This window comes from Pseudomonas sp. AU11447, from assembly GCF_001672555.2.
GTDB classification, from domain to species: domain Bacteria; phylum Pseudomonadota; class Gammaproteobacteria; order Pseudomonadales; family Pseudomonadaceae; genus Pseudomonas; species Pseudomonas nitroreducens.
In genome coordinates this window covers 207,234-224,592 of record NZ_LZDG02000017.1, presented here as the reverse complement: position 1 = coordinate 224,592, position 17,359 = coordinate 207,234, and the positions used below count along the sequence as shown (strand labels likewise).

Here is a 17,359-nt window from a genome sequence, read left to right as displayed (position 1 = left end):
AGCGAGGGCGCGCCTGGCCCTTGCTCGCGAACGGTGTTCCACCTGGCACTGTCGTGTCATGCGGTTCGCAAGCACGCTCGCTCCTACGAAAAGCGGGGTCAGACCTGGAACACCGGCACGCGGTGGCACCAGCGGTCCTTGTACTCGCGGTCGGCGCGGCCGAAGGAATAGCGCAGCGGCTTGCCCAGCGCTTCGGCTTCGGCCCAGGCCTCCTGGGTATTGACGAAGCTGAGCACGCTGCCGGGGCTGAACTCGCGGTTCTCCGGTGCCACGCCGCCATTGATATATTCGACGCTGATCCATTTCGGCGCCTCGACCCTGTAAAGAATCTGGATCGCCACCGGCTCGCCGTCCAGGCGCACCAGCGAACCACGCATGAACTCGCGCATCAGGCTGAACACTTCGGCCAGCCGAGCCTTGCCCGGCACCTCGAATTCCCAGCGGCGCTGGAACAGGTCGGCGTAGATGCTCGCCTGCTCTTCGGGGCTCAGCGCGCTCATCGGCTGCAGCACGCCGCCCGCCTCTTCCAGCAAACGCTGTTCGCGGCGCTGGTTGTAGCGGAATTTCTTCGAGAAATCCGCTGGCGCGCGATTCATCGCCAACTGCTCGGGTTGCTCGCGGGCGTCGCTGACCTGCTCGCGGTTCAGCTCCGAGAGATAGCGCACCTGATGGCGCAACTCGATGCGCGCGCCCTCGGCGATCGGCAGGATGATCTCGGCGTTGCCCAGGTCGAACAGCGCCTTCTTGCCTTCGCGCTTGAGCACGTCCTTGGACAAGGCCAGGCTGCGCCCCCACGTGGGCACGGCGGCGCGCAGTTCGTCGCCTTCGAACCAACCGAGGTAGCGCACCGGGATACCGGCCAGGGCGGCGAGACGTTCGACCACGTCCGGATGGGTCGCGACGCTGCCGCCGAAGCGCTGCCAGGCGGCGGCGTAATCGGCGGCGCTGAGGGAGGTCCAGCCGCGCTCGCGGAAGACGCGCAGGCGGTTCAGCATGGACGGCGATTCCCCACTGCCGTCATACCGGTTGCTCGACCGGTGCTTCTTCGGTCCCGTCGACCGGGTCGTCGGCGAACTGACGGGCATGCAGGCGGGCGTAGTAGCCGTTCTGCGCGATCAGTTCGTCGTGGCTGCCGCGCTCGACGATATGGCCCTGGTCCATCACCAGGATCAGGTCCGCCGCCTCGATGGTGCTCAGGCGGTGGGCGATGACCAGCGTGGTGCGGCCTTCCATGACCTTCTCCAGGGCGGCCTGGATGTGCCTCTCGGACTCGGTATCCAGCGCCGAAGTCGCCTCGTCGAGGATCAGCACCGGCGCATCCTTGAGCAAGGCGCGGGCAATTGCCAGGCGCTGGCGCTGACCGCCGGAGAGCATCACGCCGTTCTCACCGACTTCGGTATCGAAGCCTTCAGGAAGACGGTCGATGAACTCGCGGGCAAAGGCGTCGTCGGCGGCCTTCTCCACCGCTTCGCGCGGCTTGCTGGCCAGGTCGCCGTAGGCGATGTTGTTGAGCACGCTGTCGTTGAACAGGTTGACCTGCTGGGTCACCAGGGCAATGTGCTTGCGCAGGTTGGTCAGCTTGTAGTCTTCGACATCCGTGCCATCGAGCAGGATCTGCCCTTCGCTGTGGTCATAGAAGCGCGGGATCAGGTTGGCGAGCGTCGACTTGCCGCTGCCGGAACGGCCAACCAGCGCCACCATCTGGCCCGGCTCGACGCTGAAGTTCAGTTCGTTCAGGACTTTCCGCTCGGTGCCTGGGTAGGTGAAGCTGAGGTTCTTCACTTCCAGGCGGCCCTGTACGCGGTCACGCTCGACGGTGCCGTTGTCCACTTCGGGCTGCTCATCGAGCTGCTCGAAGATGCTCTCCGCGCCGGCCACGCCCTTCTGGATGGTCGAGCTGACTTCGGAGAGCTGGCGGATCGGCTTGGGCAGCAGGCCGGCCATGGAGATGTACGCCACCAGGTCGCCGACGGTGGCATCGCCCCGCAGCAGCAGAACCAGGTACAGCAGCACGGCCATGGCGCTGTAGATCACCAGCTGCAGCATCGGCGTGTAGATCGCCGAGGTCTTGTTCATGCGCAGGTTCTTGCTGGTGTTCTCGCTGGTCACGTGGCGGAAGCGCTCACGCTCGTAGGGCTCGCCGCCGAAGCTGCGGACCACGCGATAGCCCTGGATGGTCTCGGAGGACACATGGGTCACATCGCCCATGGCCACCTGGATCTTCTTGCTCTGCTTGCGGAACTTGCGGCTGGCGGTCGTCACCATCACGGCGATGATCGGCAGGATGGCGAGCATCACCAGGGTCAGCTTCCAATTCATCCACAGTAACGAGAGGAACAGGAAGACCACGGTCATGCCTTCGCGGATCACGACCTTGATGGCATCGGTGGCCGCGCCGGTGACCATGGTCACATTGAAGGTAATGCGTGAGATCAGGTGGCCGGAGTTGTTGCTGTCGAAATAGCGGTTGGGCAAGGTCAGCAGGTTGTTGAACAGCGCAATGCGCAAATCCTGCACCAGCCCCAGGGAAACCTTGGCAATGAAGTAGTTGCCGAGGAAGGAGCCAACGCCTTGCCAGACGGCGATCAGCACCACCAACAGCGGCACTGCGTAGAGCAGCGATAGGTCACTGAGCCAGGCCACGGAGGAATTGGGGAACAGCTTGGCATCCGGATGGGCCAGGCCGTCGACGAAATACTTGAGGATGCCCGCCAGCATCGGCTGGGTCGCGGCGAAGATCAGGAAGCCGATGATGCTGAGCAGGAACATCCCGATATACGGGCGCACATAGGACAGCAGTCGGAAGTAGATCTTCAGGCTGGAAGTTGCCTGGGGTTCTTTACCGGACATGTAGGAATCGCACGCTTAAAAGGTCGGCGATTATAACACAGCGCTCTCGTTTGCCCGGCGGGTGGGCTACTATAGCCGGCTATCGATTCAGGAACCCGTTATGCAAGACCTTGCTCTCTCCGCCTACGAAGCGTTGCGCGCCGGCGCCCGGGTGCTGGAAGCCGACAAGCATGGCGACAAGGTCCTGTGCCTGGCCGATGGCAACTTTCTGAAGCTGTTCCGGCGCAAGCGACTGATTTCCTCTGCCGCGCTCTATCCCTACGCGCAGCGCTTCGCCGACAACACCGAGACATTGCAGCGCCTGGCGGTGCCCTGCCCGCGGATCATCGCGGTCTACCGCATTGCAGAAATCGCCCGCGATGCGGTGCACTATCAGCCATTACCGGGCGACACGCTGCGTCAGGTGATTGCCGCCGGAGAAGCGGATGCGCATCTGGCGGCCCAATTGGGCGAGTTGATCGCAGAGTTGCATGACCAGGGCGTTTACTTCCGCTCGCTGCACCTGGGCAATGTGGTGAAGACCCCCGAAGGCACGCTGGGCCTGATCGACCTCGCCGATATGAAGAAGCAGCGCCGCGCCCTGTCACGCCAGCAGCGCAAACGCAATTTCGCTCACATGCTGCGCTACGACAGCGACCGCCAATGGCTGCAACGGGGCAACACCGACAGCCTGTCCCAGGCCTATCTTTCCCGCAGCCAGGTCCGCTGGTCGCTGTCCGAACTCAAGCAGTTCCTCAATTCGACTCCATGACCGCCGGCCGCACTTGCGGCCAGCGCTCCAGGCTCAGCCCCAACAGAATAACCACCCAGGGCATCAACCACATGGCACGGGTGCGCTCCCACAGGCTGAACACGTCGAACTGCATGGCGACGCTGGAAAACACCCACAGCAGCATCACCGACAAGCCCAGTGCCCGCGAGCGGCAACGCCAGGCCTGATAGCCGATTATGCCCCACAGCAGCAGGAAAGCCCCCAGCGCCGGCACGCCATACTGGATCGCGGTGTGCACCGGGAAGTTGTGGGCGCCGTTTTCGTAGACGGAGCGCCCGCTGGTCACCGTGTAGTCGCTCCCCAACCCCACACCAAGCCAGAAATGCTGTTGAATCTGCGGCCAGGCGCTGCGCAGCAACTCAAAACGTTGTGCATCGCCACGCGCCAGCAGGCCCGGCTCAACGACGACCAGAGTTACCCCCCCCACCAGCAGCAGCAACGGTAGCAACTTGGCTATCCGTCCCGGCACCAGGCTTAGACTGAAGATTGCCGTGACCATCAGCGCCAGCAGTGCCCCACGGCTGCCACACAGCGCCACGTAAACCAGCGACACCAGCAGCAGCAGCACCCAGGGCAACTGCCTCCAGCCACGACGCGGAAGCAGGGGTACGCACATCACTGTCACGAAGGCGATCGAATAGGCTGCCGCATTGGGGTTATCCAAAAAGCCGCCAAAACCATTCACCCGCCCGCCGCCATACACCGGCGCAAACAGCAGTGCCGCAACGCTGTAGGCACCAACCACCAGCGCCAGGGAGAGCATCGACAGGCGCAAGCGGCGCTCGTCCGCGCGAGCCCAGAGCACCCAGCCGAAGACGAACAACATGAACAGCGAAACGCTCTTGAGCTGCCCCAACGGCTTTCCCGACGAAGACCAGAGCAGCGAGAGAACCGCCCAACCGAAAAGCGCCAGGAGAATCCCCATTTCCTTATGGGCCCGCAGCAGGTGCCCAAGCTCGTCGCGGCGGGCGATGCAAAACCACAGCGACGGCAGGTAGACGAACAGCGCGACCATCTGGAAGTAGAACTTCATGCTCGGCGTCAGCATGACGCCGGCGATACTCCAGAGCACACCGACCCCCAACATGGCCTCGGCTATACGGCTCCCCCTGCTCTGGCTCGCGCCCATGGGAGTCAATCGCGGACACCAGGCATTCCAGGCGTGGGTAATCACATCCTTCATCGGCAAACTTCTTATTCTCGCCCGAACTTGAACAACAGATGACGAATCCGCCGCAGCGTAACGCGATTCCAGCGCCACGGCGGCAGTTGCAACAGCAGGGACCAGGCGTAGCCCTTGTCACAGACAACCGACTGCTTGAGCGCCTTGTTGAAAATACAGGTCAGGCCGGCGGCGTAGGCTGGGTGATCACGATAAGGCGCGACCGCCATGCAGTCGTAATCGAGCTGCTTCTTGTACGCCGTCCTCGACAGGTTGCCCTCATGACGACGGTAGCCGCTGACGACCTCCGGGAGGACTTCGACCCGGTAGCCCTGGTGGGCGATCTTCAGGGTCATCTGGAAATCCTGAATGCGGATCTGTGGATCGTAACCACCGACCCGCTCCATGGCTTCGCGGCGATACATAGCCACGGTGGCGCCGACGGCGATGGCCTGCCCAAGCAGTTCGTCGAAACCGTAACGGCGCACGCCGTTGCCCGGACCGCCCTTGAGGTGACGGCCCTCGGCATCGATGTAGGCCGCACGACCGCCCAGGCAGCCAACTTCCGGGTGCTCGCGCAGGTAGTTCGCCTGAAGGCTCAGGCGCCCCGGCATCATGACGTCATCGGAGTCCGGCGTCGCAACAAACTCGCCACGGGCATGACCCAGGGCAGTGTTGAGTGCGGCGCTGACGCCCTGGTTGGCCTGGCGGTAGAACTGGAAGCCATGGCATTGCCGCAGCGCCTCGATCTTTTCGGCACTGCTGTCCTGGGACCCGTCGTCCACCACGATCAGTTCGAAGTTCGGGTAGTCCTGCCGGAGAATGCTCAGCAGCGTCTCTTCGATGTAACGTTCGCGGTTGTAGCAAGGCACCAGCACGGAAATCAGCGGGTATTCCACAGACACCTCAATAACCGGCAGGAAACGGCCACAGGTCAGAACCCCAGAACCTGACGCCAATGCTCCAGAATACCGGGCCTGGGCCTTTCGCGCAGCGGGGCAGCCATCGCATGGACGATCCGCGAACCGATCTGGCTGAACCCGAAGCCCTCAACCGCCAGCGCCCGCCCGGCCTCGGCGATACGTGCCGCGCGTTGCGGGTCTTCCCTGAGCATCTGCAGCTTGCTGCGCAGCTCCGGCACATCACGATAGAGCACCACGTTGTGCTGGTCCTGCAGGCCCAGCGCACGGTTTTCCGCTTCGCCCTGGTCATACGCCAGCAACACGCAGCCACAGGCCATGGCCTCGAAGTTCTTGATCATGTACTCACCCATCCCGACATCCGCGCTGACGAAGAAGCGGATTCGGTTGAGCGTGTTCAGGTAGTCCTCGCCCGAGTTGGTCTTGGTCACAAGCAGGTTTTCCACCTGGCCCAGCTCGTCCAGCAGCGCCTTGCGACCGCTGTAGGCGACACTGCCGGTGCTGCCGACGAAGGCCAGTTCGATATCCCGTTCCCGCCCCAGGTCATGCAGCAGGTCCTGGTCGTAGCCCTTGGGCACGAAGACCGCATCGAAGCCTTCCTGGCGCAACCGCTCGCTGACCATGAAGCCCGAGCTGATCACCCGGGCCCAGGGCAGGCGGCGGTAGTGGGCGCTGAACTTGCCGGTGTACTTGCAGGGAATGTAGTTCTGGTAGGCATCGTGCTCGAGGATGACCAGGTTGGGCACGCTGCGGATGAATGATGCCTGGCGCATTTCCTTTTTGAAGCGCAGGAAGAACAGGATACGGTCGTACTTCGACACATCCACCTGCTCGCGGAAGTAACGGCGCAGGTTGGCCTGCTCGTCGCTGCTCAACCAGCGCAGGTCGCAGTCGCAATGTTCGGCGATACCGTCATACAGACGATCGAGAATGGCGCGTTGTTCTTTCTGGACCAGGAACAGAACCTTCATACCGACTTGCCCACCTCAGGAGCCAATGGTTGCGATGCCGCCAAGCCGATCAGATCATCGACCTGCCCGAGGCTGACCTTGGGAATCAACTTGTCGGGCAGGCGGCTGTCTCGGGAAAGATTGAACACCTGGAATCCGGGGTTGACGATCCGCCGCGCCAGGATCTCGAAGTGCGGCAGAATGTGCCCGCTGAAATCACCGTCCAGCCGGCTTTTGACCTGAGTACCCTCCGGATCGTAGAACTGGCCCAGCGACGAGTTCATGTCGACTCCGACCAGGAAAACTTTGTCGAATCCGAGGAAATATGCAAGCTGAATGGCGGCGAATGCGATGGTCCTAGCATTGAAGTAACCGCGCGCGTAATTGCGACTGAAGCCGATGCGGTTGGCAGTCTGACTCAGCAGCGACCAGCGCATGACGAAGTCCGGATCGCGGCGGGCTGCCCAGGCGAATGCGCGATCAGAGCGTCGCGGCACACCGATCCAGCGATTGACGCGTTCCATCAGCAGCAGGCTCTCGGCCTCCAGCGCCAGGGGTTCCTTCTCATACAGGCGCTGCATCGAATCCAGGCTCAGTGCGGACCAGCGTGACAGTCGAATACCGCTGGCCAGGGCTGCGCTTTTGCTTTCCGCCACCCCCGCGTCGTCGCACAGATAGAACAGCGGGTTCAGGCCGGTAGTCTCGAAGCAGGCAATGGAACCGTTCATGGCGATCATCGGCACGCCAGCGTAGCGCTGCATCGGGAACTCGCTCACCGAAGGGCCGGACGCGATGACGAATACCGGGCCGCTGCAACTGCCGCGCAAAGGCTCCCAGGAAGGCAGCGGGCGGTACTGCCTATCCGGCAGGCGCAGACCGCGCTCGCCGGAGCGTGTGACTTCCAGGGCCACGATACTCATCGCGCTCTGTCAGCCTCGAACAGAGCCTGGATGTCGTGATACTGGGTGACTGGCCTGTCGGAGAAATAGGAGGGAGCGTCATGGAACTCACTCCAGCCTTGCAGAAAGACGAAATCCAGCCCGGCAGCGGCGGCACACTGATGGTCAAAGCGGCTATCGCCCAGGAATAATGCCGGGCCCGCGAGATTTCCGCAGGCCTGCTCCCGAGCGAGGATGCTGTCCTTGGCCGTCGGGCTGCCAAAGATTCCACCGTCGAAAAGCACGTCCAGCCCCCGCGCGGCGAAAACATCGCGCAACTCCGCCTCATCGCCACCGGAGACAATCATCCAGCGGGTCTGCGGCAGGTATTCGCGCAGCTCCTGCAGGCTGGGCGCGACGGCGCACTCCAGCAGGCCCTGGCGCACGGCGCTGGCGTACTGGGCGAGCAGGACCGGCAGATGCTCCTGCGCATCGTTCGCCTTGACGATCTGCTGCAGGAAATATTCGAACTTGCGGTAGCGAGAAATACCGCCATTGGCCTGGTGGTAATCGACGAACGCCTGCGCGGCGACCTCCCCAAAGGGAAGCGCGACGTGACGGAAGGCCTCGGTCTTTACGGCATTGGAGTCAAGCACGACGCCATCGCAATCGAACGCCAGGCAGCGATAATCAGCGAGCCGGCGCAGCATCAAAGCCCCCGCGCCAGAATGGCTGCCTCGGCAGCGGCCACGTCTTCTGGATTGTCCACGGCGATGGAGTCCTGGGACAGCTCCAGCATCCGCACCTCCCAGCCCAGTTCGAGGAACCGCAGGATCTCGATGTCCTCAAGACTCTCCAGCGGTGTCTTGCCATCGCAGGCGGCGAAGGCCGCCAGGGATTCGCGCGGGAAGGCGTACAGGCAGACCTGGCGCCAGCCGCGAACGAACTCGTTGCTCTTGGTGCCGGGAATGGCCGCGCGCGACATATACAGCAGGCGACCATCCGGGCGCAGCACGACCTTGGGCGTGCTGGTGCTGCGGAACTGAGCTTCTTCATCGATGACGCAATAACCATTGAGCACTTCGCCCGGCCATCGGCCGCAAGCCTCGATCATCCGGCGCAGATCGTCGGGATTGAAGACCGGCTCATCGCCCTGGACGTTGATGAAGATGTTCGCGTCCAGTTGCTGCGCACACTCCGCCAGGCGATCCGTCCCGGTCAGGCATTGCGAGGAGGTCATCAACACGGAGATGCCGTGCTGCTCGCACACCTCGCGGATGCGATCGTCATCGGTGGCCACATGAATGTGCTCGGCGGGACACGCCTTGAGGCATTGCCGATAAGTCCGCACGATCATCGGCACGCCGTTGAGCTGCACCAGCGGCTTGCCGGGCAGGCGGCTGGACTGGTAACGGGCGGGGATGATGACGGCGTAATCGGACGTGGAGAGCATGGGGCGACTCAGAGTGCGTAAATGGAAGAACAGGGAATCTGATAGCGGGTCGGAGTCACGGCGAGCAGTTCCGGGGCACAGGCGTGCGCCTGATACAGCTCCAGCATGTCGTTGACCTCGGCATTGCGCGGGTCCTCCCCTGGATAGCCGTCGAAGCCCGCCAGCAGCACTCGCTGAGCCTTGCCGCTGGCGGCCACAGCCAGCGCATAGGCGGCAACCAGAGACGTCGGCAATGTACAGTGCCGAGAGTTGAAACCAAAGCCCTGCGTATCGATAGCCAGACCGAAGTCCAGCAATGCCTTGCCATCGAGTGAATTGCGGACATCCACTGGCAACATGCCTGCCGGCGTAATCAGCGGCTGCGGCAGTCGCAGGTGTTCCTGGCCGTCAGCCATCAGGCGCAGGGGATGGCAGGCGGCGCGCAGGTCGATCAGCTCCGGGGCAATATCCGCCTGGGTGTTCAGGGCCAGAACCACCGGCCGCGATTTGCGGATGTACTGCTCAATCGCCTCACGGTGCCGTGCCACGCCTTCGCCACTTCCCAGCAGCAGAACTTCCCGCCCTTCGAGCAGCTCCCGGGGCGCCCACTCGCCATGAGGCTCGCCATGGTAGAAGTGGCGCGAGGCTTCTAGGGTGTCCGGGTTGTACTTCTTGCCGCCGCTAGAGCGCAGTGCCTGAATCGCGACCAGCAAATCGTCATTGCTGTAGCGGGAGTCGGCGAGCATTTCCTGAACGTAGGTGGGATGGATGCCGTGCTGCCCAGCCAGGTAGTAGTAAGGGTTGGTACCCCAGCCATAGCGCTGCTGCATGGGCTGGAAGCGCTGCGCGACCAACTGTAACAACGGCGAAAGATTTCCGCTGCCACGCTGCAGCGCCAGGTACTCGGTACGCGCATTGCCCGGTCCGCGCCCCATGCCCAGCACAGTGCCATCCAACCAGGTGGCGCCAGCGTCAAGCGCCTCGAGCGTATTGGCATGAGCCAGGGCGCGATTGTCGTGGGCGTGGATACCCAGTGCGCCTTTCCAACCCTGACGCAGCAGGCCGATGATCCTGCGCACGTCTCCCGGTGACAGGCTTCCCATGCTGTCGGCAAAATACAGGACGTCAAGATCGAACTGCTGAGCGGCCTGGGCCATCCGGACGATGGTGTCGTCCGACTGCTCGGCGATCTGCATCAGGTTGATACCGACCTTGTAGCCCTGCTGCATCAGCCACTGGCAGGCTGGGAGCACAGCTTCGAACTCGTGGGCATGGCTGGCGATGCGTACCAGCCCGACCGGCGAGTCGAGTGCCGCCGCGAACAGAAGCTTGGCAGCAGATAGCGCACCGTCTTCGTGCTGAACCAGTTCGCTGGCGTTGACCATGACGCCGTAACAGACGCTATCCACCAGCGGCAGACTGCTCAGGAACGCATCGCTGCTGTAGGCATAGCCGCCGCGAAAGCCATGGCGCGCAAAGCCGCGCAGGCCCAGCTCGACGTAATCGATACCGGCGGACGCCATCGACTGCAAGTAGTCATGGACCAGTTCGCTATCGAAATCCCAATTGTTGTAGTAACCGCCGTCGCGCAGCGTGCAATCCAGCAGAAAGGTCTTGGAGTCGTTCACGTGTTCGTCCCTCGAGCGTGATGTGGTAACGAGTCAGCTACCGCCGGCAATAGCCTTCACCAGCGGCAGACTCCAGAACTCCCGGCGCACCGCCTCATCGCAGAAGCGCGTCTGCAGGCGCTGCTCCATCTGTTGCGCACACATCAACCGCTGCTCGCGGTCCAGAACCGACAGGTGCCGAAGGCCCTCTGCCAGCGCCGCATCGTCGCCCAGCGGGAAGAGGATGCCCAGCCCTTCGACGATCTCGCCAGCACCGCCGCCCGAAGTGGAGATCAGCGGCACACCGGCAACCATCGCTTCCAGCAGGACCATACCGAACGGCTCGTGATCGGAGGTCAGGGCAAATACGTCGAACGCCTTGAAGTAGCGCCTGGCGTCAGGAACCTGGCCGAGGAACAGCACGCGATCGGCGATGCCCAGTTCACGCGCCAAGTCCTTGAGTTCATCCTCCAGGCGTCCCTTGCCGAGAATCGCCAGCAGGCTGTTGTGCGGCAGACGCGGCAGGGCGCGGGCGAAACCGCGCAGCAGGGTGGCCTGGTCCTTGTCCGGATGCAGGCGGCCGACGTTGCCGACCACCCAGGCGTTGTCCGCCAGCCCCAGGTGCTGGCGCGCCGGATAGCGATCGACCTGCATGGCCTGCAGCGCATCGACGTCGACGCGGTTGTACAGCGTTTCGATGCGCTCCTGCGGCCAGGCCGGCAGGCAGGCGCGGATTTCGTCACGCACGGCATTGGAAACGCCCAGCAGGCTCAGGCGCTCGGCGAAGAAGCGCGCGAACAGTTTGCGCCCCAAGCGCTGGAAATCGCCGAAACCGTGGTGCACACCAATGATTGGCAGCTTCGTGCCGAGCATGGCGATCCAGGTCGGCTTGAAGCGGTGCGCAATGCAGAAACGGAAATCGCGGGAACGGGCGATCTCGCGCAGATCGCGGATGGCCTTGAGCTTCAGCCCGCGGATGTCCCGCGAGCTGTAGTCGAGGAAGAGCACTTCGTCGCTGGCACAACCAGCCACGACCTCGGGGTCGGGCACACCGGTGAGAAACACCGTGGTCACCCGGTAGCCGGTGCCTGCGAACAGGCTGGCGTACTGACGGGCACAGTCGAGGAACGGCCCGTCATAGCCATGGCAGAACTGCAGAACGCGCGGTTCAGCCGACCGAGTCATGGGACTCCACGCCGTCCTTGACGACCAGGATGTCCTGCATGATCAGGTATTGCAGGTCCGAGCCGTAGAACATGTTCAGCGCGTCGGTCGGCGAGCAGACCATCGGCTCGCCACGGCGGTTCAGCGAGGTGTTGAGTGCCACGCCGTTGCCGGTGAGCTTCTCCAGCTCCTTCATCATGTCGTAGTAGCGCGGGTTGAACTCGCGCTTGAGGACCTGGGCGCGGGAGGTGCCGTCTTCATGGACGACTTCCGGCACGCGGGTCTTCCACTCTTCGTTGACTTCGAAGGTGAAGGTCATGAAGGGCGCCGGATGGTCGATCTTGAACATCTGCGGGCCGACGGTATCCAGCATCGACGGGCAGAAGGGCCTCCAGCGCTCGCGGAACTTGATCTGCGCGTTGATGCGGTCGGCGACGCCGGCAATGCTCGGGCAACCGATGATCGAGCGACCGCCCAGGGCGCGTGGGCCGAACTCCAGGCGGCCCTGGAACCAGGCCACCGGGTTGCCCTCGACCAGCACCTTGGCGATGTGCTCGGGCACGTTGTCGATCTTGCGCCATTGCGGCTTGGCCTCGTGGCGGGCGCAGGCGGCGATGACGTCTTCGTTGCTGTATTCCGGGCCGAGGTAGACGTGCTCCATCTTCTCGACCGGCACGCCACGCTCCCAGGAGACATAGGCCGCCGCGCCAACCGCGGTGCCGGCGTCGCTGGCCGCGGGCTGCACGTACAGCTCCTTGACCTCGGGACGGGCGATGATCTTCTGGTTGAGCTTGACGTTCAGCGCGCAGCCGCCGGCGAAGGCGATCTTGCCGGTCTCGCGGATGATGTCGCCCAGGTAGTAATCCATCATCTCCAGCGCCAGCTTCTCGAACAGCGCCTGGATGCTGGCGGCGTAATGGATATACGGGTCGTCGGCGATGTCGCCTTCACGTTTCGGGCCGAGCCACTCGATCAGCTTGGGCGAGAAGTAGTAGCCCTTGCCCTTTTCCTTGTAGCGACGGAAGCCGATGACGTTGGCGTAATCGGTGTTGATGATCAGCTCGCCGTTCTCGAACTTGGCCAGACGGGAGAAATCGTACTTGCTGGCATCGCCGTAGGGCGCCATGCCCATGACCTTGAACTCGCCGTCGAGCATGTCGAAGCCGAGGTATTCGGTCAGCGCGCCGTACAGGCCGCCCAGGGAGTCCGGATCGTAGAACTCCTTGATCTTGTGGATCTTGCCGTTCTCGCCGTAGCCGAAGAAGGTGGTGGCGTACTCGCCCTTACCGTCGATCCCGAGGATCGCCGTCTTCTCCTTGAAGCCCGAGCAGTGGTAGGCGCTGGAGGCGTGGGCCAGGTGGTGCTCGACCGGCTGGATCTTGACCTTCTTCAGGTCGAAGCCCAGCTGCTGCAGGCACCACTGGATGCGCTTGTAGTAGCGGTGGTAGCGGCGGTTGCCGAGCAGGATGGCGTCCAGCGCGCGGTCCGGCGCGTAGGCGTAGCGCTTGGCGTAGTGCCAGCGGGCCTTGTCGAAGATGCTGATGGGGGCGAAGGGAATGGCCACCACGTCAACGTCCGACGGCTTGATCCCGGCTTGTTCCAGACAGAACTTGGCCGACTCGTAGGGCATGCGGTTCTTCGCGTGCTTGTCGCGGACGAAGCGCTCTTCTTCGACGGCCGCGACCAGCTTGCCGTCGATGTACAGGGCGGCGGAAGGGTCATGGCTTACGGCGCCGGACAGGCCGAGGATGGTCAATGCCACAGGGTCTAGCCTCTTTCATCTGGGCGGGTGCCAGGCACCCGCGGTAAACGTTCGTCGAGCAGCTGGTGCAATGCGCTGCCCTCTGGCCAGTTGCGCAGGAAGCGCGCACGGTCGCGGGCATAGGCGCGGGCGAAGCTCGCTTCTCGCGAGTGGCGCTGCATGGCATCCAGGTCGATCAACGACCACTGCCCGCCTTCGCCCTGCTCCTGCCAGAACAGGTTGTGCCCCTTCAGGTCGCCGTGGCTGATGCGCTCGCGCACCAGCGCCGCGAACAGTCTGTCCAGGGCTGCAAGGTCTGTTTCCGGCGGCAGGCCGCCGCCCTCCGGTTGATCCAGGTAGGGTTTGAAACGGGCGATTATATCCTGACCCGCCAGGTAATCGGTAATCAGGAAGGCCGGACCGCGCAGCCACAGCCAGCGCCGCTCGATCACCGCCAGGGGTTTGGGCGTGGCGATACCGAGGAAGTCCAGGCGATTGCCTTCGCGCCAGGAGGCCCAGGCGCGGCTCGGGCGCCAGAAGCGCTTGAACCAGTGCAGCAGGTTCTTGATGTTGTAACGCTTGATGACCAACGGCCGGCCGTCGAGCTCGATTCGGGCAACCGTGGCGGCACCGCCGGTCTTGTAGATATGCCCTTTGCCGATGAAGGCGTCGGGATCGGCCAGCAACGGCTGCAGGCCCGACTCTTCCTCGCGGCGCACCGCGCGCAGGCCGAACGGCCCCTTGAAGACGCTGAACAGGCTGCAATCGCGGGCGATCTTCTTCATCAGATCGCCCACGCGCCAGCGGCGCACCCTGGCGATTTCCTTCTGCAGGGCCTCCAGTGGCAACGCGTGCTCGCCATTGGCCAGCAGGTAGTGGATCAGCAGCTCTTCGAGGAAAGGATCGAGACTGGCCGGCAACTGGGCGAAGAACACCCCGAGGTTTTCCAGCACATGCTTGCGTGACAGCGGCTGGCCGGGAGTTTCCGCGCGGATGCCGGCGCCATCGATGAGGTAGAGCTTGCCGGCGTGGCGCAGCAGGTTGTCCAGGTGCAGGTCTTCCTGCCACAGGCCCTTGGCATGCAGCTGGGCGATGGCCGTCAGCGCCTCGGCAATGACGGCGGTCTGGCCATCGGACAGCAGTGGCTCGCCCTCCACGGCGCGCCAGGCATCCCAGAGGCTCTGGGCGTTGTCGAGGAACTCGAAGAGCAACCAGCCGCCCTCGCCATCCTTCAGACCATCGGCCAGCAGTTGCGGTGTGGTCAGGCCCTGCTCGGCGAGCAGGCGCACGCCGTCTCGCTCACGCTGGAAATGGCGCGCAGCCTTGCTACCGACCAGCAACTTGGCCAACACCGGGCGACCGCGCCAATTGGCCGCGCCGACGTAACGCTGCCCGGGCAGTACCCGCAACAGGCTGTCCAGGCGCAACTCGGCCGGGCCGGCGCCGTCTTCCAGTTCGATGCGCAGCGGTAGCGCCGGAGCGCGGCCGGCATCGCGCAGGGCGGACAGCCTCATGCGCGGTTTTCCTTCTTCTTGCGGCGGGCGCCCAGGCGGCGATACCAGTCGTCGACCTCCGGGCCACCCGAGGCAGTACCCAGATAAGCCGCCAGCAGGTTGCGTACGTCGGCCTCGTTCCAGTCCGGCGCGCGGCGCAGCAGCGGCTCCAGGTCACGGACGCGGTCGCGCTGGCCGAACCACAGCGGGCGGGTCTTCTCCAGGTCGATCAGGGTCGCCTCGAAGGCGTCGTCGGTCTCGCGCAGGAAGATGTGCTTGGGATAGAAGCAGCCGTGCATCTGCCCGGCCTCATGCAGGCGCCGGGCGAGCATGCCACAGGCACGCAGGACTGCCTGGCGGCGCTCGGCAGGCAGGTTCGACCAGCCTTGCAGCAGACTGTCCAGATCACGCCAGCCATCCAGGGCACGGGTCATGAGGATCGCCCGTCGCTCGCCGCCGACCTGCCGCGCGCCGAAAAAGGCCGCCTGCATCGAGGGAATGCCGAGTTGGTGGTAGCGCTGGATATTGCGGAACTCGCGGCTAAAGGTGGGCTCGCCCAGCGGGCGCTTCAGGCTGCGGGTCAGGTGGTTGCTCTGGCGCTTGAGGTAGTAGGCGGTGCCGTCCAGCTCCAGGCGATAGACGCTGCTCCAGCCCCCACGCTCGGTGTTGGGCTCGTCGACGGCCACCAGTTCCAGGTCCCACAGGGCATCGAAATCGGCCAGGGCATTACTTTCCAGCAGGTCCTGGTCGTCGCTGGCGATGAAGTCCTTCACTCGCGTCCCTCGAAGAAATGGACGATCTGCCGGACACGTTTCTTGTCCGACGCGTTCAGTCGTTCGCGGCGCCGGTACAGCAGGTAGAACTGCAGGCGCTGCGTGTAGGAGAGATGGTACTTGGCGACCTTGTCGAGGGTGGCCAGATCCTTGGTGATCCGGTAGCGCAGCATGAAGCTGACCCAGAAATCACCGATCGGGCAATCGATGAAGTACACCGTGCCCTCCCCGTCGACCAGAATATTGCGCCACTTCAGGTCGTTGTGAGTGAAGTGGTGGTCATGCATGGTCCGCGTGTAGCCGGCCAGCTGGCGCATGACATGCGCGACCCAGGCGCGATCCTTCAGGCGCGGATCGTCCTGTTTGGCCAGGGCGTGCAGGTCTTCGGTGCCGACCAGCTCGCGGGTGATGATCGCGCCACGGGAGAAGCCGCCGTTGGCGCGCTCCAGGCCGTAAGCCACCACCTGCGCGGTCGGTATACCCCACTTGGCAAACTGCTTGAGGTTCTGCCACTCGGCCTTCACCCGGGGGCGCGGCAGGAAGCGGCGAAAGCCCTTGCCCGGCTTGCGGTAGCGTTTGACGTAGTAGCGCACGCCATCGCGCTCCACGCGCACGACATCGGACATCGCGTCCTTGGTGATGCGCTCCCCTTCGAGGGCGAACACGGCATCCAGGCTGCCGAAATCGGCGGCGAGGTGCTGGTAGTCGGCTTCGAGTACCCAGCCGGCCATCAGAGCAGGTCTCCGTAACGTTGTTTGCGGTCGTAGAGCTTGGCCGCCTTGCGCTCCATCCACGCCAGCAGCGCAGCTTCCTCGCGGAGGATGTCACGCAGCGGCCGCTGGAAGTAACCGCGCAGGAAGCGCAATTTGTCGCGACGCGTAAGGCCGATGTCCAGCGCCGAGAAGTACAGCGCGGCCAGGTCCTTGTTGCGCCAGCGGCGCGGCGTGGCACTGCGGGTCTGGGCGCGGTGCAGGTCGATCACTGACAGGCGCAGGTCATCGGCGCTTATCGGGCGATCGGTGTGCAACAGGAAGTGGCAGATGTAGCAGTCGCGGTGGTTGACCCCGGCGCGGTGCATGGTGCCGACCATCTTCGCCACCTCGGCGATCAGCGCGCGCTTGAGCCGTGGCTCGGGCGGCGCCTGCAGCCAGTCGAGGGAGAAGACTTCCAGGTCGGTCGTCGGCGCCAGTTCCTCGGTGACGATGAAGGAATGCTGGCTGGCCGGGTTGCCGCCGCGCTCGCCATAGGCCACCGAGGTCATGGTTGCCACGCCGGCCTGGTGCAGACGCTCCAGGGCGCGCTGCTCCTGGCCTGCACCGAGCACCGGAAGCTTGGCGCTGAACAGGTTCTTGACGATCTCGCCCCAGCCGATGCCGCGGTGGATCTTGACGAAGAAACCGCGCCCGTCGACTTCGGTGCGCAACGTGCGGCGGCCTTCCAGTTCCCGGTAGACCTTGCCCTGCAGGCGCTCGACTTCGGCGAACGGGTCCTTGCCGGCCCAGAGGGTCTTGAAGGGCTCGTGCAATTCAAGTTTCATGGCGACGCCCTTTGTAGGAGCGAGCTTGCTCGCCAACCCGCAGGGCACGGCAGCTTGCCGAAAAAACTTTCACGAGCAAG

At 63.9% G+C, this 17,359-nt stretch carries 16 protein-coding genes; 1 reads left to right on the top strand and 15 read right to left on the bottom strand.

Annotation, left to right across the window (positions count from 1 at the left end; translation table 11 throughout):
* Positions 1 to 98: 98 nt before the first annotated feature.
* Together A6723_RS01680 and msbA are read right to left on the bottom strand one after the other, a co-directional pair.
* Positions 99 to 995: a GNAT family N-acetyltransferase gene (locus A6723_RS01680; protein WP_054906314.1), complete on the bottom strand. Its 897-nt coding sequence runs from the start codon at positions 993 to 995 to the stop codon at positions 99 to 101.
* A gap of 22 nt (positions 996 to 1,017) precedes the next feature.
* The gene (gene msbA / locus A6723_RS01675; protein WP_054906313.1) at positions 1,018 to 2,850 is read right to left on the bottom strand and encodes a lipid A export permease/ATP-binding protein MsbA; all 1,833 of its coding nucleotides are present in this window, start codon (positions 2,848 to 2,850) and stop codon (positions 1,018 to 1,020) included.
* A 100-nt stretch (positions 2,851 to 2,950) separates the two neighbouring features.
* Here msbA and A6723_RS01670 point away from each other — a divergent pair, with 100 nt between their 5' ends.
* Positions 2,951 to 3,601: a lipopolysaccharide kinase InaA family protein gene (locus A6723_RS01670; RefSeq protein ID WP_054906312.1), complete on the top strand. Its 651-nt coding sequence runs from the start codon at positions 2,951 to 2,953 to the stop codon at positions 3,599 to 3,601.
* Here A6723_RS01670 and A6723_RS01665 read toward each other — a convergent pair.
* From A6723_RS01665 to rfaP, 13 genes are read right to left on the bottom strand one after another with little or no spacing between them, the layout of a single operon-like run.
* The gene (locus A6723_RS01665; protein WP_256233586.1) at positions 3,585 to 4,805 is read right to left on the bottom strand and encodes an O-antigen ligase; all 1,221 of its coding nucleotides are present in this window, start codon (positions 4,803 to 4,805) and stop codon (positions 3,585 to 3,587) included. The two genes, A6723_RS01670 and A6723_RS01665, sit on opposite strands and share 17 nt — an antisense overlap.
* An 11-nt stretch (positions 4,806 to 4,816) precedes the next feature.
* Positions 4,817 to 5,683 (bottom strand): glycosyltransferase family A protein, encoded by an 867-nt coding sequence (locus A6723_RS01660; protein WP_082450410.1) that lies wholly within the window; start codon positions 5,681 to 5,683, stop codon positions 4,817 to 4,819.
* Between the two features lie 35 nt (positions 5,684 to 5,718).
* Positions 5,719 to 6,675: a glycosyltransferase gene (locus A6723_RS01655; RefSeq protein WP_064979544.1), complete on the bottom strand. Its 957-nt coding sequence runs from the start codon at positions 6,673 to 6,675 to the stop codon at positions 5,719 to 5,721.
* Entirely contained in the window at positions 6,672 to 7,565 is an 894-nt protein-coding gene (locus tag A6723_RS01650; protein ID WP_256234481.1) for a lipopolysaccharide core biosynthesis protein, read from the bottom strand. The genes A6723_RS01655 and A6723_RS01650 overlap by 4 nt, the downstream gene beginning before the upstream one ends.
* A 5-nt stretch (positions 7,566 to 7,570) precedes the next feature.
* Positions 7,571 to 8,242: an HAD family hydrolase gene (locus A6723_RS01645; protein ID WP_054909983.1), complete on the bottom strand. Its 672-nt coding sequence runs from the start codon at positions 8,240 to 8,242 to the stop codon at positions 7,571 to 7,573.
* The gene (locus tag A6723_RS01640; protein WP_054909984.1) at positions 8,242 to 8,985 is read right to left on the bottom strand and encodes a 3-deoxy-manno-octulosonate cytidylyltransferase; all 744 of its coding nucleotides are present in this window, start codon (positions 8,983 to 8,985) and stop codon (positions 8,242 to 8,244) included. The genes A6723_RS01645 and A6723_RS01640 overlap by 1 nt, the downstream gene beginning before the upstream one ends.
* A gap of 8 nt (positions 8,986 to 8,993) precedes the next feature.
* Positions 8,994 to 10,592: an aldolase catalytic domain-containing protein gene (locus A6723_RS01635; protein WP_054909985.1), complete on the bottom strand. Its 1,599-nt coding sequence runs from the start codon at positions 10,590 to 10,592 to the stop codon at positions 8,994 to 8,996.
* Between the two features lie 33 nt (positions 10,593 to 10,625).
* Positions 10,626 to 11,756 (bottom strand): glycosyltransferase, encoded by a 1,131-nt coding sequence (locus A6723_RS01630; RefSeq protein ID WP_054909986.1) that lies wholly within the window; start codon positions 11,754 to 11,756, stop codon positions 10,626 to 10,628.
* The gene (locus A6723_RS01625; protein ID WP_054909987.1) at positions 11,740 to 13,497 is read right to left on the bottom strand and encodes a carbamoyltransferase; all 1,758 of its coding nucleotides are present in this window, start codon (positions 13,495 to 13,497) and stop codon (positions 11,740 to 11,742) included. The genes A6723_RS01630 and A6723_RS01625 overlap by 17 nt, the downstream gene beginning before the upstream one ends.
* A 5-nt stretch (positions 13,498 to 13,502) precedes the next feature.
* Positions 13,503 to 14,990, bottom strand: a complete 1,488-nt coding sequence (locus tag A6723_RS01620) for a lipopolysaccharide kinase InaA family protein (RefSeq protein WP_054909988.1) — start codon at positions 14,988 to 14,990, stop codon at positions 13,503 to 13,505.
* Entirely contained in the window at positions 14,987 to 15,742 is a 756-nt protein-coding gene (locus A6723_RS01615; RefSeq protein ID WP_054909989.1) for a lipopolysaccharide kinase InaA family protein, read from the bottom strand. The genes A6723_RS01620 and A6723_RS01615 overlap by 4 nt, the downstream gene beginning before the upstream one ends.
* The gene (locus tag A6723_RS01610; protein ID WP_054909990.1) at positions 15,739 to 16,473 is read right to left on the bottom strand and encodes a lipopolysaccharide kinase InaA family protein; all 735 of its coding nucleotides are present in this window, start codon (positions 16,471 to 16,473) and stop codon (positions 15,739 to 15,741) included. Before A6723_RS01610 ends, A6723_RS01615 begins: the two co-directional genes overlap by 4 nt.
* The gene (rfaP, locus tag A6723_RS01605; protein WP_054909991.1) at positions 16,473 to 17,279 is read right to left on the bottom strand and encodes a lipopolysaccharide core heptose(I) kinase RfaP; all 807 of its coding nucleotides are present in this window, start codon (positions 17,277 to 17,279) and stop codon (positions 16,473 to 16,475) included. The genes A6723_RS01610 and rfaP overlap by 1 nt, the downstream gene beginning before the upstream one ends.
* Between the last annotated feature and the right edge of the window lie 80 nt (positions 17,280 to 17,359).